General features: G+C 72.6%; 14 protein-coding genes. 9 read left to right on the forward strand and 5 right to left on the reverse strand.

The window, feature by feature from the left end; genetic code table 11:
* Positions 1-57 precede the first annotated feature (57 nt).
* From ACRAS8_RS11170 to ACRAS8_RS11190, 5 genes are all read left to right on the forward strand, one after another.
* Positions 58-1,725 carry a sensor histidine kinase gene (locus tag ACRAS8_RS11170; protein WP_438485787.1) on the forward strand — a complete coding sequence of 556 codons (1,668 nt, stop codon included), beginning with the start codon at positions 58-60 and terminating at the stop codon, positions 1,723-1,725.
* Positions 1,722-2,402 carry a response regulator gene (locus tag ACRAS8_RS11175; protein WP_438485788.1) on the forward strand — a complete coding sequence of 227 codons (681 nt, stop codon included), beginning with the start codon at positions 1,722-1,724 and terminating at the stop codon, positions 2,400-2,402. Before ACRAS8_RS11170 ends, ACRAS8_RS11175 begins: the two co-directional genes overlap by 4 nt.
* Before the next feature lie 203 nt (positions 2,403-2,605).
* Entirely contained in the window at positions 2,606-3,316 is a 711-nt protein-coding gene (locus ACRAS8_RS11180) for a helix-turn-helix domain-containing protein (RefSeq protein WP_438490420.1), read from the forward strand.
* Between the two features lie 209 nt (positions 3,317-3,525).
* Positions 3,526-4,338, forward strand: a complete 813-nt coding sequence (locus ACRAS8_RS11185; RefSeq protein ID WP_438485789.1) for an ABC transporter ATP-binding protein — start codon at positions 3,526-3,528, stop codon at positions 4,336-4,338.
* Between the two features lie 92 nt (positions 4,339-4,430).
* Entirely contained in the window at positions 4,431-7,004 is a 2,574-nt protein-coding gene (locus ACRAS8_RS11190; protein ID WP_438485790.1) for an ABC transporter permease, read from the forward strand.
* 100 nt (positions 7,005-7,104) lie between these two features.
* On the opposite strand, the gene ACRAS8_RS11195 is transcribed toward ACRAS8_RS11190, so the two are convergent.
* Complete coding sequence (locus ACRAS8_RS11195; protein ID WP_438485791.1) at positions 7,105-8,130, reverse strand: ATP-dependent 6-phosphofructokinase; 1,026 nt, start codon at positions 8,128-8,130, stop codon at positions 7,105-7,107.
* Between the two features lie 274 nt (positions 8,131-8,404).
* Between ACRAS8_RS11195 and pta the strand changes: the two genes are divergently transcribed.
* From pta to pyk, 3 genes are all read left to right on the forward strand, one after another.
* Positions 8,405-10,498 carry a phosphate acetyltransferase gene (gene pta, locus ACRAS8_RS11200; protein WP_438485792.1) on the forward strand — a complete coding sequence of 698 codons (2,094 nt, stop codon included), beginning with the start codon at positions 8,405-8,407 and terminating at the stop codon, positions 10,496-10,498.
* A 27-nt stretch (positions 10,499-10,525) separates the two neighbouring features.
* Positions 10,526-11,737 carry an acetate kinase gene (locus ACRAS8_RS11205; protein WP_438485793.1) on the forward strand — a complete coding sequence of 404 codons (1,212 nt, stop codon included), beginning with the start codon at positions 10,526-10,528 and terminating at the stop codon, positions 11,735-11,737.
* 81 nt (positions 11,738-11,818) lie between these two features.
* Positions 11,819-13,246 carry a pyruvate kinase gene (pyk, locus tag ACRAS8_RS11210; RefSeq protein ID WP_438485794.1) on the forward strand — a complete coding sequence of 476 codons (1,428 nt, stop codon included), beginning with the start codon at positions 11,819-11,821 and terminating at the stop codon, positions 13,244-13,246.
* A gap of 98 nt (positions 13,247-13,344) precedes the next feature.
* On the opposite strand, the gene ACRAS8_RS11215 is transcribed toward pyk, so the two are convergent.
* The 4 genes from ACRAS8_RS11215 to ACRAS8_RS11230 form a co-directional block, all read right to left on the reverse strand.
* A complete protein-coding gene (locus tag ACRAS8_RS11215; protein ID WP_438485795.1) occupies positions 13,345-14,691 on the reverse strand; it encodes a hypothetical protein in 1,347 nt (448 codons plus the stop codon).
* Positions 14,681-15,241, reverse strand: a complete 561-nt coding sequence (locus ACRAS8_RS11220; protein ID WP_438485796.1) for a DUF6114 domain-containing protein — start codon at positions 15,239-15,241, stop codon at positions 14,681-14,683. Before ACRAS8_RS11220 ends, ACRAS8_RS11215 begins: the two co-directional genes overlap by 11 nt.
* Positions 15,242-15,459: 218 nt before the next feature.
* Positions 15,460-16,074 (reverse strand): DUF6230 family protein, encoded by a 615-nt coding sequence (locus tag ACRAS8_RS11225; protein WP_438485797.1) that lies wholly within the window; start codon positions 16,072-16,074, stop codon positions 15,460-15,462.
* Between the two features lie 683 nt (positions 16,075-16,757).
* Positions 16,758-17,729: a tetratricopeptide repeat protein gene (locus tag ACRAS8_RS11230; protein WP_438485798.1), complete on the reverse strand. Its 972-nt coding sequence runs from the start codon at positions 17,727-17,729 to the stop codon at positions 16,758-16,760.
* Positions 17,730-18,050: 321 nt separating this feature from the next.
* On the opposite strand from ACRAS8_RS11230, the gene ACRAS8_RS11235 reads away from it, so the two are divergent.
* On the forward strand, positions 18,051-18,701 hold the full coding sequence (locus tag ACRAS8_RS11235) for a TetR/AcrR family transcriptional regulator (RefSeq protein WP_438485799.1): 651 nt from the start codon (positions 18,051-18,053) through the stop codon (positions 18,699-18,701).
* Positions 18,702-18,712: the final 11 nt, after the last annotated feature.

Here is an 18,712-nt window from a genome sequence, read left to right on the forward strand (position 1 = left end):
CCCGTCACCCTTGCGTACATTTCGTTCACGTAAAAGTGACCGGGCAGACTGTTCCGTATGCGCCTCCCCCGTCTCCGCCCGTCGCGGCGGCTGCCCGGCCCCCGCAGCCTGGCCGGGCAGCTCTTCGCCATGCAGGTGGTCCTGGTGGCGGCGGTGGTCCTGGGCTGCGCCGTCTTCGCGTACGTCAGCGCCGGGCGGCAGGCGGAGGAGACCGCGCGGCGGCAGGCGACCGCGGCGGCCACCGCCGTCGCCGACTCCCCGGCCGTGGTGGCCGCGGCCCGCACCAAGGACCCGACCGCCGCGCTCCAGCCGTACAGCGAGCGGCTGCGGCGGGACGCCGGCGTCGACTTCGTCGTGGTGATGGCGCCGGACGGGACGCGCTGGACGCACCCGGAGCCGTCCGCGATCGGCGGGAAGTACCTCGGCCACATCGGTCCCGCGCTGCGCGGCGAGACCTTCGCGGAAACCCATATGGGCGTGCTCGGCCCGTCGGTGCGGGTCGTCGCGCCGGTCCGCGACCCCGGGCGGGGCGGCCGGATCACCGCGCTGGTCAGCTCCGGGATCACCGTCGCCACGATCGGCCAGCAGCTGCGCGACCAGGTCCTGGCGCCGGCCGGGGTGGCCGCGGCGGCGCTGGCGCTCGGCGGGCTGGGCACGTACGTGGTCAACGCCCGGCTGCGCCGGCACACCCACGGGATGAACGCCGCCGAGCTGGCCCGGATGTACGACTACCACGAGGCCGCGCTGCACGCCGTGCGCGAGGGGCTGCTGATGCTCGACGGGGCGGGCCGGGTGGCGCTGATCAACGACGGCGGCCGGGAGCTGCTGGGGCTGACCGGGGACGCGGTCGGCCGGCCGGTCGCCGCGCTGGGGCTGCCGGAGCCGCTGACCGGGGCGCTGCTGGCGCCCGGCCCGACGGTCGACGCACTGCATCTGACCGGTGAACGGGTGCTGGTCGTCAACTCCGCGCCGGTCTCCGGCGGTCAGCGCCGCGGCCGCGTCGTCACCCTCCGCGACCACACCGAACTCCAGGCGCTCTCCGGCGAGTTGGACTCCGTGCGCGGCTTCGCGGAGGCGCTGCGCTCGCAGGCGCACGAGGCGGCCAACCGGCTGCACACCGTGGTCTCGCTGATCGAACTGGGCCGGGCCGAGGAGGCCGTCACGTTCGCCACCGCCGAGCTGGAGCTGGCGCAGGCGCTGACCGACCGGGTGGTGGGCGCGGTCGCCGAACCGGTGCTGGCCGCGCTGCTGCTGGGCAAGGCGGCACAGGCCAACGAGCACGGCGTGGAGCTGGTGCTGACCGAGGACAGCCGGATCGACGACGGGGTGATCCCGCCGGACCTGCCGGCCCGCGACCTGGTCACGGTGCTGGGCAACCTCGTCGACAACGCCCTGGACGCCGCTGCCCCGCCCCAGGGGCACGGCGACCCGCCGCAGGTGCGGGTCACCGCCCGGGCGGACGGCGGCGAACTGCTGCTGTGCGTCGTGGACAACGGGCCGGGCATCGCCGCGGACACCACCGAGGAGGTCTTCCGGCGCGGCTGGAGCACCAAAGGCTGCGACATCGAGAAACCTGCGGCCGGCGCCCGGGGGCTGGGCCTGGCCCTGGTCGGGCAGGCGGTGCGGCGGCACGGCGGCACCATCCGGCTGGACCGGGGGCCGGAGGGCGGCGCGCGGTTCACCGTGCGGCTGCCGCTGCGGGCCGCGGAAGGCGTCCCGCGGTGAACGGCGAGCCGATCCGGGTGCTGGTCGTCGAGGACGACCCGGTCGCCGCCGCCGCGCACGCGCTGTACGTGGGGCGGGTGCCGGGCTTCGCGGTGTCCGGCACCGTGCACTCCGGCGCCGGCGCCCGCCGCCACCTCGACCACCACCCGGTCGACCTGCTGCTGCTCGACCTGTTCCTGCCGGACGGCCACGGGCTGCAGCTGGTACGGACGCTGCGGGCGGCCGGGCACGCCGCGGACATCATCGCGGTGACCTCCGCCCGCGATCTGGCGATGGTCCGCGAGGGCGTCTCGCTGGGCGTCGTCCAGTACGTGCTCAAGCCGTTCACCTTCGCCACCCTGCGGGACCGGCTGCTGCGCTACGCCGAGTTCCGCGCCACCAGCGGAGAGGCCAGCGGGCAGGACGAGGTCGACCGGGCGCTGGCGGCGCTGCGCGCCCCGCGGCCGGCCGCGCTGCCCAAGGGGCTGACCGCGGCCACCCTGCGGGCGGTGACCGATGCGCTGCGGGCCGCCGCCGACGGGCTGACCGCGACCCAGGCCGCGGCGGACGTGGGCATCTCCCGGATCACCGCGCGCCGCTACCTGGAGCACCTCGTGGAGAGCGGCCGGGCCGCCCGCGCCCCGCAGTACGGCCACGTCGGCCGCCCGGAGCTGCGCTATCGGTGGTCGGCTCCCTGACCCGGTCCGCGCGAGCAACTCCCGGCGCCGGTCGGCGTTTTCACGTTTTCGGGAATGACAGCCGTCGGGAATTACAGCCGTCGAGAATTACGGCGTCCGGTAATTACGGCGCGATCGCATTCCGGGGACGCGCCGTGGTTTCCTCCAACCCGCAAACTTGGATATCCGCACGATAGGTGCCGGACCGCCTCGTCACCTACCGTGTGCCGGTGAACACGCACGACGGGAATGCCCGCAGGCCCCCTTTCGATGCCGCCGCCGCCCGCCGGCTGCGCGAGGCCCTCGGCATGACCCACGCGCATGTCGCCTACGGAATCTGGGCGGCCTACGGAATGCGCAGGGAACCGGCCGCGGTGGCGTCCTGGGAATTGGGGGAGACCGTCCCCACCGACGCCGAGCTGGCCGCGCTGGCCGGCGCCCTGTGGTGCGCTCCGGCGGAACTCCTCGGCGCCCCCGGAACCCTCCGCGCATTCCGTATGGCGCTCGGTCCGGCGCCCGCCGATGTGGCGCTGCGGATCGGCATGGACCAGGCGGCGTACGAGCGGCTGGAGGCCGGCGGGCGGTGGACCGGCACCGACCGGCAGGCGGCGGCGCTGGCCGAGGAGCTCAGCCTGCCGCTGCCCGCGCTGATCCGCTTCACCGGCCAGGAGGCCCGGCTGGCCGAGCTGCTGACCGGCGCCGCCACCACCCGCTGGCAGGGGTACGTCCGCCCGGTCGGCAAGCTCGCGCCGCTGCCGAAGGAGCGGCTCCAGGAGATCCTCCGGGCGCTGCACGAGGAGTACCACGCGACGATGACCGCGTCGCTCAGCTGGACCGGCGGGGCCGCCCCGGACGAGGCCGGCCGGTCGGGCCGGGACTTCCTCGACGGCATCCTGGCGGAGTTCTGGCGGCGGGCCGGCGAGCCGGCGCCCTGACGCCGTGCGGGCCCGGACCCTGACATGTCCCGTCGGTCTGCGGGCGGACGCGCGTCCATCCAGAGGATGACACCCGCACCCGGCCTCGAACTTCCGGGCGGTACGGATTCCGGATCCAGGGGCCGACGACCGGGCGGCCTGCCGCGACGAGGATGGAGACATCGTCCTTTTCCGTCCCGTTCCGGGACCGTCCCATGCCAGGAGTTGTGGTGCCGCACACCGCCGTCCCCCGTTCCGCATTCCCCGCCCACGCCGCCCCGGGCTCCCCCACCCGCACCACCACGGCCGTCGCCGCCCGGGCCGCCGACCTGAGCAAGGTCTACGGCCAGGGCGAGACCCGGGTGGTCGCGCTGGACTCCGTCAACGTGGAGTTCGGCCGGGCCCGGTTCACCGCGATCATGGGGCCGTCCGGCTCCGGCAAGTCCACGCTGATGCACTGCATGGCCGGGCTGGACTCCATATCGTCCGGCTCCGCCCGGATCGGTGACGTGGAGCTGGCCGCGCTGAACGACAAGCAGCTGACCCGGCTCCGCCGCGACAAGATCGGCTTCATCTTCCAGGCGTTCAACCTGCTGCCCACGCTCACCGCGCTGGAGAACATCACGCTGCCGATGAACATCGCCGGCCGCCGCCCGGACCGGGAGTGGGTGAGCCGGGTCGTGGAGACCGTCGGCCTGTCGGGGCGGCTCGGGCACCGGCCGTCGCAGCTGTCCGGCGGCCAGCAGCAGCGGGTCGCGGTGGCGCGGGCGCTGGCCGCCCAGCCGGAGATCATCTTCGCGGACGAGCCGACCGGCAACCTCGACTCCCGCTCCGGCTCCGAAGTGCTGGGCTTCCTGCGGGAGTCGGTGCAGGCGATGGAGCAGACCGTGGTGATGGTCACCCACGACCCGGTCGCCGCCGCCTACGCGGACCGGGTGGTCTTCCTGGCCGACGGCCGGATCGTGGACGAGCTGCACGCGCCGACCGCGGACACGGTCCTGGACCGGATGCGCATGTTCGACGCCAAGGGCCGTACGAGCTGACGGCCGTACGAGCCGACACCCGAGCCCGAGCCCTCCCCCCGCCCCCGGCCGGCCCCAGGCCCCAGCCCACCCCAGGACTGAACACCACCACCATGCTTCGTACAGCTCTGCGCAACCTCGTCGCGCACAAGGCCCGCCTGATGATGACCGCGCTCGCGGTCGTCCTCGGTACCGCGTTCGTCTCCGGCACACTGATCTTCAGCGACTCCGTCGGCGCGGCGTACCGCAACGCCCTGTCCAAGAACCTCAAGGACGTGGCGGTCTCCGTACACGCCCAGTCCCCCCGCGACGCCGACGGCCCCGAGCCGGAGGGCGGCCGGCGCAGCACCGCACTCGACGACAAGCTCGCCGACCGGGTCCGCGCGCTGCCGGGCGTGGCGTCCGTACGCCCGTCCCTGTCCGGCGACACCGTCGTGGTCGGCAAGGACAACCAGCCGCTCGGCCGTGAGTGGGGAAACCGCGGCGTCAACTACGTCGCGGCCGGGGACGGCAAGGACAGCCGCTACCCGCTGAAGGAGGGCCGCGCACCGGCCTCCGCCGGCGAGCTGGCGCTGGACGCCAAGTCCGCGCAGCGCGGCGGCTATTCGCTCGGCGACACCGTGCGCTTCGCGACCGACGGCCCGGCGCTGACCAAGAAGCTGGTCGGCATCGTCGGCACCGACGACCCGCAGGTGGAGTCGGGCGCCAGTCTCGCGCTCTTCGACACCGCCACCGCGCAGAAGCTGTTCCTGCACCCCGGTCAGTACGACGAGCTGGTGGTCACCGCCAAGCCCGGCACCGACAACCACGCGCTGACCGAGCAGGTCCGCCGGCTGCTGCCCAAGGACCGCGCGGAGGCCACCAGCGGCACCGAACTCGCCGCCCAGGAAGCGAAGTTCATCACCCAGAGCACCGGCGCGATGACGAAGATGCTGCTGACCTTCGCGGGCATCTCGCTGTTCGTCGGGATCTTCCTCATCGCCAACACCTTCACCATGCTCATCGCCCAGCGCAGCCGCGAGATCGCGCTGATGCGCGCGGTCGGCGCCTCCCGCCGCCAGGTGGTGCGCTCGGTGCTGGCCGAGGCGGGCCTGCTGGGCCTGGCCTCCTCGGCCGTCGGCTTCGCGCTGGGCCTCGGGATCGCGGTCGGCCTGCGTCCGCTGCTGAACGCCACCGGCGCCGGCTTCCCCGACGGCCCGCTGGTCATCAGCCCGGCCGCGGCGCTCGCCGCCCTCGGCGTCGGGGTGCTGGTGACCGTACTGGCCGCCTGGCTGCCGTCCCGCAAGGCGGCGAAGATCGCCCCCGTCGAGGCGCTGAACACCGTCGAGGCGCCGCCGGCCCAGCGCGGCCTGGTCCTCCGCAACTCCCTGGGCGCGGTGGTCACCGCCCTCGGCGTGGCGGTCATGCTCTACGTCTCCACGCAGAAGAACGCCGATGCGCTGACCATGGCCATGCTCGGCGGGACCCTCACCCTGACCGGCATGATCATCCTGGCCCCGCTGCTGTCGCGTCCGCTGGTGGCGCTGGCCGGCAAGGTCACCACCCGCCTCTTCGGCGTCACCGGCAAGCTGGCGAAGGAGAACGCGCTGCGCAACCCGCGGCGGACCGCCGCCACCGCGTCGGCCCTGATGATCGGTCTGGTACTGATCACCGGCATGACGGTGGGCGGGCACTCCGTCCAACGGGCCATGGACGAGATGGTCGCCAAGGACCTGAAGGCCGACTACAAGGTCACCACCTCCCACTTCGACGGCCTCGACCCCGAGCTGTCCGGGAAGGCGGCGAAGGTTCCGGGCGTCGAGGCCGTCGCCCCGCTGCGGAAGGTCGGTGTCGCGACGTCGGAGACGGGCGGCACCGGGTTCCTCTCCCTCACCGGTACGGACCTCTCCCAGCTCCCGAAGGTGACCGACGTCCGCTTCGACAGCGGCTCCTACGACGCCGTACGCGGCAACGGGATCGCGGTGTCCCGCACCAAGGCCGAGGAGCTGGGCCTGAAGCCCGGCAGCACCCTCGCGGGCGAGTTCTTCAGCGGCAAGGCCAAGAAGCAGAAGCTGACGGTCACCGGTGTCTACGAGGACAACCAGGTCGTCGGCGACGCACTGGGCGCGGCCTCCCTCATCGACCCGCACAAGAAGCCCTTCAAGGACGACGCGGTGCTGGTCAAGGCCGCCGACGGCAAGGCCACCGGTCTGGAGAAGGAGATCCGCGACGCCCTCGGCAACAGCCCGCTGCTGAAGGTCCAGGACCGCGACGCGCTGCGCAAGCAGGACGCCGGCGCCATCGACACCATGCTGAACATGGTGTACGGGCTGCTGGGCATGGCCGTGGTCATCGCGGTGCTGGGCGTGGTCAACACCCTGGCGATGTCGGTCTTCGAGCGCACCCGCGAGATCGGCATGCTCCGCGCCATCGGCCTGGCCCGCTCCGGCATCAAGCAGATGGTCCGTCTGGAGTCGGTGGTCATCTCGCTGTTCGGCGCGGTGCTCGGGATCGGCGTGGGCGTCTTCCTCGCCTGGGCCGGCGGCAGCATGACCGCCACCTCCCTCCCGACGTACGAAATGGTGCTGCCCTGGGGCCGGTTGACGCTCTTCTTCGCGATCGCCCTGGTGGTCGGCGTCCTGGCCGCCGCCTGGCCGGCCCGCCGCGCCGCCCGCCTCAACATGCTGGAGTCGATCAGCGCGCAGTAGGCCGGCAGCAGGCCGTGATCCGGCACGGAAAAAGCCGCCGGCGGCGCACCCTCTCGGTGCGCCGCCGGCGGCTTGCCTGTCGGCCCGTCTGGCGGCCCGGTCAGAAGACCGACTCGGCCTCGTCCATCCGGCTCGCCGGGACCCGCTTGAGCTCGGTGATCGCGTCGGCCAGCGGCGCCATGACGATGTCCGTGCCGCGCAGCGCGGTCATCTGGCCGAAGTCGCCGCGGTGCGCGGCCTCGACGGCGTGCCAGCCGAAGCGGGTGGCCAGCACCCGGTCGTAGGCGGTGGGGGTGCCGCCGCGCTGGACGTGGCCGAGGATGACCGGGCGGGCCTCCTTGCCCAGGCGCTTCTCCAGTTCGCGGGCGAGCGCGGTGCCGATGCCGGAGAACCGCTCGTGGCCGAACTGGTCGATGGCGCCCTTCTTGTAGTCCATGGTGCCGGCGAGCGGGTGGGCGCCCTCGGCGACGCAGACCACGGCGAACTTCTTGCCCCGGGCGAACCGCTCCTCGACCATCCGCACCAGGTCGTTGACGTCGAACTCGCGCTCCGGCAGGCAGATGCCGTGGGCGCCGCCGGCCATGCCGGACTCCAGCGCGATCCAGCCGGCGTGCCGGCCCATGACCTCGACGACCATGACCCGCTGGTGCGACTCGGCGGTGGTCTTGAGGCGGTCGATGGCCTCGGTGGCCACGCCGACGGCGGTGTCGAAGCCGAAGGTGCGGTCGGTGGAGGAGATGTCGTTGTCGATGGTCTTGGGGACGCCGACGACGGGCATGCCGGCGTCGGCGAGCATCCGCGCGGCGGTGAGGGTGCCCTCGCCGCCGATCGGGATCAGGACGTCTATCCCGTACTCGCGGGAGAAGTCCTTGGCGCTCTCGCACGCCTCGCGCAGCCGGGCGCGCTCCAGGCGGGCGGAGCCGAGAATGGTGCCGCCGCGGGCGAGGATGCCGCTGACCGCGTCCAGGTCGAGCTTGCGGAAGCGGCCGTCGAGCAGGCCCTTGAAGCCGTCCTCGAAGCCGATGACCTCGTCTCCGTGTCCGGTCAGGGCGCGGTGGACGACGGACCGGATCACAGCATTCAGGCCCGGGCAGTCGCCGCCCGCGGTGAGGACTCCGATACGCATCGTGCTGTGTCTCCTGCTCGCTGTCGGTTCGTGTGAGCCGGTCCGATTGTTTCACGTGTTGCCCGGTCCCACCCCGGCCCGCCCCGGCCGCACGCCAGGACACCCCCACTGTCCCCGCACCGGCCCCCACAGGGAAACTGGAAGAGCGACGTAGCCACCCGCGCAGGTATTGTCAAGAGGGGCAAGGCCACAATAACGGCCGATTTTGACCTTGTGACCAGGGAAAACCGCGAGCTAAGAACCTCGCGGCATCGAGAGGGACGGAGAACCACGCGTGACGCGCAGCGTGTACGTGACCGGTATCGACCGCGGCGACGGCCGCCAGGTCGTCGAGCTGGGAGTGATGGAGCTCCTGACCCGCCACGTCGACCGGGTGGGGGTGTTCCGCCCGCTGGTCCACGACGGGCCGGACCGGCTGTTCGATCTGCTGCGGGCCCGCTACCGCCTCGCCCAGCCCGCCGAGACGGTCTACGGCATCAGCTACGCGGAGGCCGCCGCCCTCCAGGCCGAGCGCGGCACCGACGAGCTGGTCTCCCGGCTCGTCGACCGCTTCCACGCGGTCGCCCGCGACTACGAGTACGTCCTGGTCCTCGGCTCGGACTACGCCGACACCAGCCTGCCGGACGAGCTGGCGCTCAACGCCCGGCTGGCCAACGAGTTCGGCGCCGCGGTGATACCCGTCGTCGGCGGCCAGGGCCAGGAGGCCGAGTCGGTCCGCGCCGAGGCCCGCAACGCCTACCGCGCCTACGACTCGCTGGGCTGCGACGTCGTCGCGCTGGTCGTCAACCGCGTCGCGCCCGAGCAGCGCACCGCCGTCGTCGAGCGGCTCGCCGCCCGTCTGCCGGTGCCCTGCTACGCGCTCCCCGAGGACGGCTCGCTCTCCGCGCCGACCGTCGGCCAGATCGTGCAGGCGCTCGGCGCCGAGGTGCTGCTCGGCGACGACTCCGGACTCGCCCGGGACGCCCGGGACTTCGTCTTCGGCGGCGCGATGCTGCCGACCTTCCTCCGGGCGCTCACCCCCGGCTGCATGGTGATCACGCCCGGGGACCGCGCCGACCTCGTCGTCGGCGCGCTGGCCGCGCACAGCGCCGGCGCCCCGCCGATCGCCGGTGTGGTGCTCACCCTCGACGAGCGGCCCGGCCCCGACATCATGGCGCTCGCCGCCCGCCTGGCGCCCGGCACCCCGGTGGTCTCGGTCCCCGGCGGCTCCTTCCCCACCGCCGCCGAACTGTTCGCCATCGAGGGCAAGCTGAACGCCGCCTCGCCGCGCAAGGCGGAGACCGCGCTCGGCCTCTTCGAGCGGCACGTGGACACCGCCGAGCTGACCGACAAGATCTCGGTGGCCCGCTCCGGCCGGGTCACGCCGATGATGTTCGAGCACGAGCTGATCGAGCGGTCCCGCTCCGGCCGCCGCCGGGTCGTGCTCCCCGAGGGCACCGAGGAGCGGGTGCTGCGCGCCGCCGATGTGCTGCTGCGCCGCGACGTCTGCGACCTGACGCTGCTGGGCGAGGAGGAGGCGATCCGCAAACGCGCCGCCGACCTGGCCATCGACCTGGCCGGCGCCCAGATCATCGACCCGCAGTCCTCGCCGCTGCGCGAGCGGTTCGCCGAGCAGTACGCCACCCTCCGCGCCCACAAGGGCGTCGGCTACGAGCTGGCCTACGACATGGTCGCGGACGTCTCCTACTTCGGCACGCTGATGGTGCAGGAGGGCCTGGCCGACGGCATGGTGTCGGGTGCCGTGCACTCGACCGCCGCCACCATCCGGCCCGCCTTCGAGATCATCAAGACCAAGCCGGGCGCGCAGATCGTGTCGTCGGTGTTCTTCATGTGCCTGGCCGACCGCGTCCTGGTCTACGGCGACTGCGCGGTCAACCCGGACCCGAACGCCGAGCAGCTGGCCGACATCGCCATCCAGTCCGCCACCACCGCCGCGCAGTTCGGCGTCGAGCCGCGGATCGCGATGCTGTCGTACTCCACCGGCACCTCCGGCTCCGGCGCCGACGTCGACAAGGTCCGCAAGGCCACCGAGATCGTCCGCGAGCGGCGCCCGGACCTGCTGGTCGAGGGCCCGATCCAGTACGACGCCGCGGTGGACGCGGCGGTCGCCCGGACCAAGCTCCCGGACTCCGAGGTGGCAGGCCGGGCCACCGTGCTGATCTTCCCGGACCTCAACACCGGCAACAACACCTACAAGGCCGTCCAGCGCTCCGCCGGCGCGGTGGCTGTCGGCCCGGTCCTCCAGGGCCTGCGCAAGCCGGTCAACGACCTCTCGCGCGGCGCCCTCGTCCAGGACATCGTCAACACCGTCGCGATCACCGCGATCCAGACCCAGGGCGCCCAGCCCGGCGCCGGGCACACCGCCTGACCCCTCCCCCACCGGAAAGCCCCCTTCATGACTGCCAACGCCACCCGCGTCCTCGTCCTCAACTCCGGCTCGTCGTCGGTGAAGTACCAGCTGCTCGACATGACCGACGGCAGCCGGCTCGCCCTCGGCCTGGTCGAGCGGATCGGTGAGGAGACGTCGCGCCTGGTCCACACGCCGCTCGCCACCGGCGGCGCCAAGCGCGAGACCGAGGGTCCGATAGCCGACCACGAGGCCGCGCTGAAGGCCGTCGCCGAGGAGCTGGCCGCCGACGGCCTCGGCCTGGACTCCCCGGAGCTGGCCGCGATCGGGCACCGGGTGGTGCACGGCGGGCTGAAGTTCACCGCGCCGACCGTGATCGACGACGAGGTGCTCAAGGAGATCGAGCGGCTGGTGCCGGTCGCCCCGCTGCACAACCCGGCCAACATCACCGGCATCCGCACCGCCCGGGCGCTCCGCCCCGACCTCCCGCAGGTCGCGGTCTTCGACACCGCCTTCCACACCACGATGCCGGAGGCCGCGGCCCGCTACGCCATCGACGTGGCCACCGCCGACGCCCACCGCATCCGCCGCTACGGCTTCCACGGCACCTCGCACGCCTATGTCTCGCGCAAGACGGCCGAACTGCTGGGCAAGAAGCCCGAGGACGTCAACGTCATCGTGCTGCACCTGGGCAACGGCGCCTCCGCGTCCGCCGTCCGGGGCGGCCGCTGCGTGGACACCTCCATGGGCCTGACGCCGCTGGAGGGCCTGGTGATGGGCACCCGCTCCGGCGACATCGACCCGGCCGTCACCTTCCACCTCAAGCGGGTGGCGGGGATGGACGAGGACGAGGTCGACACCCTGCTCAACAAGAAGAGCGGCCTGATCGGGCTGTGCGGCGACAACGACATGCGGGAGATCCGCCGCCGCATCGACGAGGGCGACCAGCAGGCCGCGCTCGCCTTCGACATCTACATCCACCGGCTGAAGAAGTACATCGGCGCCTACACCGCGGTGCTCGGCAAGGTCGACGCGGTGGCCTTCACCGCGGGCGTCGGCGAGAACGCCGCCCCCGTGCGGGCCGCCGCCGTCGCCGGCCTGGAGGAGCTGGGCATGGCGGTGGACGCCTCGCTCAACGCCGTGCGGTCCGACGAGCCGCGGCTGATCTCGCCCGACTACGCCCGGGTCGCGGTCGCCGTGGTGCCCACCGACGAGGAACTGGAGATCGCCCAGCAGACATACGCCCTGGTCACCGCCTAGTCCGTGGGTCCTGCCCCGGCTGAAGGGCCTGTGAAGCAGAGCGAAATATTCCGCTCCGAAACAAACCGATAGGATCGAGACATGCGCCGTTCCAAAATCGTCTGCACCCTGGGCCCCGCCGTCGACTCCTACGAGCAGCTGAAGACGCTGATCGAGGCCGGTATGAACGTGGCCCGTTTCAACATGAGCCACGGGACCCACTCGGAGCACGAGGAGCGGTACCACCGCCTCCGCAAGGCCGCGGAGGAGACCGGCCGCGCCGTCGGCGTGCTGGCCGACCTCCAGGGCCCCAAGATCCGCCTGGAGACCTTCGCCGAGGGCCCGGTGGAGCTGGTGCGCGGTGACGAGTTCGTCATCACCACCGAGGACATCCCCGGTGACAAGCACATCTGCGGTACCACCTACAAGGGCCTGCCCGGCGACGTCTCCAAGGGCGACCCGGTCCTGATCAACGACGGCAACGTCGCCCTCCAGGTCGTCGAGGTCGACGGCCCGCGGGTGCGCACCATCGTCATCGAGGGCGGGGTCATCTCCGACCACAAGGGCATCAACCTCCCCGGCGCGGCGGTCAACGTCCCGGCGCTGTCCGAGAAGGACATCGAGGACCTGAAGTTCGCCCTGCACATGGGCTGCGACATGGTCGCGCTGTCCTTCGTGCGGGACGCCAAGGACGTCCAGGACGTGCACCGCGTCATGGACGAGGTGGGCCGCCGGGTCCCGGTCATCGCCAAGGTGGAGAAGCCGCAGGCGGTCGCCAACATGCAGGAGGTCGTGATGGCCTTCGACGCGGTGATGGTGGCCCGTGGCGACCTGGCGGTGGAGTACCCGCTGGAGAAGGTCCCGATGGTGCAGAAGCGCCTGGTGGAGATGTGCCGGCGGAACGCCAAGCCGGTGATCGTGGCGACCCAGATGATGGAGTCGATGATCACCAACTCCCGGCCGACCCGCGCCGAGGCGTCCGACGTCGCCAACGCCATCCTCGACGGCGCCGACGCGGTGATGCTCTCCGCGGAGTCGTCGGTGGGCCAGTACCCGATCGAGACCGTCAAGACGATGTCGAAGATCGTCGAGGCGGCCGAGGAGGAGCTGCTCTCCAAGGGCCTGCAGCCGCTGGTGCCCGGCAAGAAGCCGCGCACGCAGGGCGGTGCGGTGGCCCGCGCGGCCTGCGAGATGGCCGACTTCCTCGACGGCAAGGCGCTGGTGGCGTTCACCAAGTCCGGTGACACCGCCCGCCGGCTCTCCCGCTATCGCGCCGCCCAGCCGATCCTGGCCTTCACCACCGACCTCGCCACCCGCAACCAGCTCACCCTGAGCTGGGGCGTGGACTCCTTCGTCGTCCCGCACGTGGACAACACCGACGCGATGGTGGACCTGGTCGACGCCGAGCTGCTCAAGCTCAAGCGCTACAACGAGGGCGACACCATGCTGATCACCGCCGGCTCGCCCCCCGGCGTCCCCGGCACCACCAACATGGTCCGGGTGCACCACCTCGGCGGCGGCCGCGCCTGACGCGCCGCCCCGGACGCACCAACGGCGGTGGGCCGCCCCCTGGTTGAGGGGGCGGCCCACCGCCGTTTCCGCGGCTCCCGGAAGAACCGCCGGGCCGGTCAGTCCTCGATGGACACGTTCATGCCCGGGACGTGGAGGGTGCCGCCGAACTGGCCCGCCTGGTCCAGCTTCACCTTGCTGAAGTAGGCGTACGGGACGTTGAGCGGCGGCGGGTGCTCCGGGTCGAAGACGATCGGTATCAGCCCGAAGAGGTTGCCCTGCAGCCGCTCGGTGTAGAGCGTCACCTTGCCGCCGCGGATGGTGGACGTGGAGCCCGGGGTGGACCGCACGTGGTAGTGCTTGCCGGACGCCGGGTCGTCGACGATCTGGTGCAGGTCGCCGATGTCGATGCTGTCCGCGGTGAACTTCAGGGCCTGCTTGGTGTGGCCGTTCTGCGTGGTGACGTTGACGACGCCGACGTAGTCCAGGCCGCGCAGGGTCAGCCCGCTGGACTCCAGGTGCCAGGGCAGGTCCGGCAGGGTGGCGGGGGTCTGCTCGTTCTTGCCCTGCTGCTTGTTCTCGACGACGCAGGGGTAGCCGGGCTTGCCGGAGGCGTCCTTGCCGTCGAGCCCGCCGCCGGGCAGCGCGTTGTCCGCCGTGCCGACGGCGCCGTGCACCGTGTCGTTGACCGCCTTCGAGGGGTTCTTGAGCGCGTCGCCGACCGGCTTGGTGACCTCGTCCAGGCCGGGGCCGGAGTCCTGCGACGGACTCTTGGAAGACGGCGCCGTCGATGCCGACGGGCTCGGCGACGGCGACTCGGTGGCGGACGCGGAGGGCGCGGGGCTCGGCGCGGCCGACGGCTCGTCGGTCTTCTTGTGGATGCCGAAGAGGCCGCCGAGCGCGTCGCCGATGCCGCCGAGCAGCCCGCCGTCGTCCTTCTTCTCCGGCGAGGCGGAGGGCGAGGGAGTCGCGGAGGCGGACGGGGACGGCGCGCCGCCCGCGGTGTCCTTCGCGGCCGAGGGCGACGGTGACGGCGGGGCGGACGGCGTGCCGCCCGCGGCGTCCTTGCCGGAGCCCTTCGCCGTGTCCTTGCCGCTCTTCGTGTCCTGGCCGCCCTTGGCGTCCTTCGCGTCCTTGGCGCCGTCCTTGGCCTTGGCGTCCTGCCCGGAGGTGTCCGGGGCGGTGACGCAGGGCCCGCCCCGGAAGGGGCTCTCGGGCGGCGCCGGCTTGGCTATCGCCATCTGGGGCGTCAGCCCCATGCCCATGAGGACGGCGGACGGCATCGCGGCGATGGCGATCGCCTTGCCCGCGGGCACGTGCAGGCGGGTCAGCAGCGGCTTCCGGGGCGCCGCGTGCCGGGGCCTGCTCCCCGTACGCCGCGGGGGATCCCCCGCCGCCCCGGAGGCCGCGCCCGCTCCCCCTGCCTCCGGCGGGGGTGACCCCGCCCGCAGCTCGTCACCCGGCACGGTGCCTCCCGTTCGTTCCGTTGGTCGGGCTCGTTCCTGACAGGCTGTCCAGTCCGTTGCCCGACCCGGGACCGCCGGCCGGCGCGGGACCCGTGGCGACCACGGGCCCGACGGCACGGTCCGGCTCACCGGGCCCGTCCGCGCTCTGCGCGGGCCGGCCCGGCGCCCAGGAGACGCCCAGCGCACCGCCGATCAGCCCCAGCAGGAAGCCGATCAGGAAGGCGCCGAAGTTCGAGACGACCAGGGAGACCAGGGCGAGCAGGATCGCCGCGACACCCGCGAAGACCCGGGACGCCGGCTGGAACCACATGGTCAGGCCGAGCACGACCAGCAGCACGCCGATGATCAGCGAGCCGGCGCCGGCCGTGGTCGCCATGCGGACCGTGAGCGACCCGATGGTGAGGTTCGCGTAGGGGATGTACATGATCGGGACGCCGGCCAGGAGGGTCAGCAGTCCGCCCCAGAACGGGCGCTGCCCGCGCCAGTCCCGGAACGCCTGCCGCTTCCGCCCGAAGGACCCGGTCGGCTGTGGTTGCTGCTCCGCGCTCATGCGCCGGCCTCCCTACGGTCGGCGGACCCGCATCCGCGCCGCGTGTACCTGTCGTCGACTCTCCCCCGGCCTCCGGCCCGGGAGACCCCCCTGCTCCAGTCACTCATCTCGTCCGGCTCCTCGGGACTGGCGTTTCGGTGGTTCTGTGGGCACTTCAGCGCTACCCGGCGTGCGGGCACGGGGAACGGCTCGCGCCCCGCGCCCGCGCGCTCAGCGCGTCAGTAGCACTCGCTCTTGCCCTTGGTGACGCTCATCTTCAGGCCGCTGAGCTTGAAAGTGCCGGCCGTGGTGGCCCAGGCGCGCTGATGGACGTGGGTCAGCGTGGCCGTGTCGGCCTCCTGGGCGAAGGAACCGGGGTCGGCCTTGTCGCCCTTCTTCATGCCGGGACCCTTGGACGAGGAACCCGCCGCGACACCGATGTTGATGTTGCTGAAGGTCGCGTCCGCGTTCAGCTGGTCGAGGTCGATGTAGAGGTTCTTGGCCTCGACCGGATCGCCGGTGCCCGCCTGGAGCTTCATCGACACATCGCCGAAGACCGGGACCGGCACGACGACGGACTGGCACAGGTTGTGGATCTTCGCGCTGGAGAACGCCGAGACCGCGACCGGCACGTTCTTGCCGTTCTTCTGGGCGTCGACCGCGCCGTACTGGACGAAACCCTCGCCGTCCAGCCGGTCCGTGCTCACCTTGAACTGCTGGCCGGACACGCTGAACGACGCCGCCAGGGCACCCTGCGAGAGGGCGACACCGATCGCGGCGGTGGCCGCCACGCTCGGCACCATGACGACGGCGAACCGCTTCCATCTGGTCCCGCCACGAGCCAGGGACTCCATGACTTTCCTCCTTCTCGGACGTACATCTCCGGTATCCGCCGCCCCGGTGGGGAACGGCCGTACCTGGGATGGGAGAAGTGCTACGTCCTCGGGAAGGAGAGCGCCCGTCTCGGAGGCACAGTGTGTTTCCGAATACCGGCGATCACCCCCGAGCGACAACCACTGGCCACGCTCTCGCGCAACCTCACCGGACAGGCCCCGCCGACGGCAGGGACCCCCCTGTCCACGGCCGGCGCCACTGCCGCCGGCCGACTCGGTGGGGACCCAAGTACCCCGCGGCGCCGACCGGATGCCGGGCTGCGGGAATGGACCGAGCGTGGCCGATCGTCGTGCATTCGGGGCCGCCGCACAAGGCCCTCGTTACTTGCGGGTAACGGACCGATAACCACGGCACGACGCACAGAGATCAACTGGGCACACAGCGTCGCACTTGACGACGGCCCTACAAGGGGCAATTCAGGGCAGAATTTGGCAAGTTGACCGTCGGGACTTACTCCAAGTAACAGCGGCCACGTTTACCAAGTTTCGGTAAAGCGTGGCCGCTGCTCCGTTTGCCGGGCCCTCCCGCGGGAGTTGCCGCGGGACAGAACCGGACGGGACGGAAATCTGCCGGAAAGCGCCGTAGCGCAGAGGAAGTCGGTACAGAGGAACTCGGCGCCGTGGCGGCGCCGTTCGGGACCGGCTCAGAACAGGACGCGCGCCAGGGCGGTGCGTGCCTTCGTCACCCGCGGGTCGTCCGGGCCGATCACCTCGAACAGCTCCAGCAGCCGCACCCGCGCGGCCTCCCGGTCCTCCCCGGCCGTCCGCTTGACGGTCTCGACCAGCCGGCCGAAGGCGTCCTCGACATGACCGCCCACCAGGTCCAGGTCGGCGGCCCGGATCTGCGCCCGGACGTCGGCCGGATCGTCCGCGGCCTCCTGGCGGACCGCCTGCGGGTCCAGACCCTGTACGCGTTCGAGGAGTTCGGCCTGGGCGAGCCCGAGCTTGGCCTCGGGGTTGGCCGGGTCGTCGGAGAGGACGTTGCGGTAGGCGCGGACGGCACCGCTCAGGTCGCCGGCGTCCAGCGCGTCGGCCGCCGCGGTCAGCGCCGCGTCGTACGGGCCGGCCGGCTGCGGGGCCTCGGCGCGGTCCTGCTGCCCGGCCGCCGCGTCGACCGGCGCGCCCACGATGCCGAACTGCTGCTCGGCGACCTGCACCAGCTGGTCCAGCACCTGCCGCAGCTGCGCCTCGGGGACCGCGCCCTGGAAGAGCGGGATCGGCTGGCCCGCGACCACCGCGAACACCGCCGGGATGCCCTGCACCCCGAACTGCTGGAACAGCATCTGGTTGGCGTCGACGTCGATCTTGGCGAGGACGAACCTGCCGGCGTACTCCGCCGCGAGGCTCTCCAGCAGCGGCCCGAGCTGCTTGCACGGCTGGCACCACTCGGCCCAGAAGTCGATGACGACCGGGACCTCGGTGGACCGCTGCAGGACGTCCTGCTGGAACCCGGCCTCGTCGACGTCGAACACCAGGGGGCCGCCGGCGCCGGCCGGCTCCGCGCCCGTGCGGGCGGCCTCGGCGCGCGCCTGCTCGGCCTTCTGCTTCGCTTCACCGGCCGCCTTCACGGCGGCGAGGTCGACGACTCCGCTCATGGACATGTTGCGTGGCTGCATGGGTCCATCCTCCCCCCTGAGCGGCCGGTTCCGGAAAGCGATCCGGAAAGCGGGCCCGCGTCGTCCGGTACGCCCCGCTGGAATGCGGCGCGCTCCCGGTCTCCGGTGCCCGGCGGGCGGCCCCGAAGGGCCGCTGCGTGCGCGGCCGTGGGTCCCCACCCACGGCCAGTGGTCATCGCTCTTTCGCTACGGGTCGTAGCGTAACTCGGGGCCGCCCCCGCCCGGCAACCGCATCCCGCCCGCCGCGCAAGTGATCTCCCTCACGGAGGGCGCCGCGGGAGGGGCGCTTCCGGACGGGCGCCCGATCGCCTACCGGCCGGTATGGTCGCCGGCATGCACCAGTCCGCCCGCCCCCCGAAAGGCCGTCCGGGCCGCCCCCGCAGCGTCGAGACCGACCACGCGATCCTCGACGCCACCCGCGCCGCGCTCGTCGACGTCGGCTGGGGCGGGCTCACCATGGGCGAGGTCGCGGCCCGCGCCGGCGTCGCCAAGACCACCCTCTACCGGCGCTGGGCCAACAAGAACGAACTGGTCGTGGACGCCGTGGCGGTCCTCTTCGACGAGCTGGAACTCCCCGACCGGGGCTGTCTGCAGTCCGACATCGAGGGCGTGGTGCTCCAGTTCGGCGCGCTGCTGGCCCGGCCCGAGACCAAGACGGCGCTGATGGCGGTGGTCGCCGAGTCCACCACCGACGACGCGCTGCGCGAGCGGATCCGCTCGGCGATCGTCGACCGGCAGAAGCGGCTGGTGCTGCTGGGCCGCTCCCGGGCACAGGCCCGCGGCGAACTCCCGCCGGACGCCGGCGGCCCCGGCGGCGCACAGGCCGCCGAGTGCACCGTGGGCCTGATCTTCGACGTGATCGCCGGGGCCGTCGTACACCGGCTCCTGGTGAGCGCGGAGCCGGTGGACGCCGACTGGGCCCGGCGGTTCACCACGCTGCTGCTGGCCGGCCTGGCCGCGCTGGAGCCCTGACCCGGCGCGGC

The organism is Streptomyces sp. S186 (assembly GCF_051603415.1).
In the GTDB taxonomy this organism is placed as follows: Bacteria; Actinomycetota; Actinomycetes; order Streptomycetales; family Streptomycetaceae; genus Streptomyces.

Excerpts from the sequence above, each read along its gene's own strand:
- ACRAS8_RS11170 (WP_438485787.1), top strand. The coding sequence starts at position 58 with ATGCGCCTCCCCCGTCTCCGCCCGTCGCGGCGGCTGCCCGGCCCCCGC.
- ACRAS8_RS11190 (WP_438485790.1), top strand. The coding sequence starts at position 4,431 with ATGCTTCGTACAGCTCTGCGCAACCTCGTCGCGCACAAGGCCCGCCTG.
- ACRAS8_RS11195 (WP_438485791.1), bottom strand. The coding sequence starts at position 8,130 with ATGCGTATCGGAGTCCTCACCGCGGGCGGCGACTGCCCGGGCCTGAAT.
- ACRAS8_RS11205 (WP_438485793.1), top strand. The coding sequence starts at position 10,526 with ATGACTGCCAACGCCACCCGCGTCCTCGTCCTCAACTCCGGCTCGTCG.
- pyk (WP_438485794.1), top strand. The coding sequence starts at position 11,819 with ATGCGCCGTTCCAAAATCGTCTGCACCCTGGGCCCCGCCGTCGACTCC.
- ACRAS8_RS11220 (WP_438485796.1), bottom strand. The coding sequence starts at position 15,241 with ATGAGCGCGGAGCAGCAACCACAGCCGACCGGGTCCTTCGGGCGGAAG.
- ACRAS8_RS11225 (WP_438485797.1), bottom strand. The coding sequence starts at position 16,074 with ATGGAGTCCCTGGCTCGTGGCGGGACCAGATGGAAGCGGTTCGCCGTC.
- ACRAS8_RS11230 (WP_438485798.1), bottom strand. The coding sequence starts at position 17,729 with ATGCAGCCACGCAACATGTCCATGAGCGGAGTCGTCGACCTCGCCGCC.
- ACRAS8_RS11235 (WP_438485799.1), top strand. The coding sequence starts at position 18,051 with ATGGTCGCCGGCATGCACCAGTCCGCCCGCCCCCCGAAAGGCCGTCCG.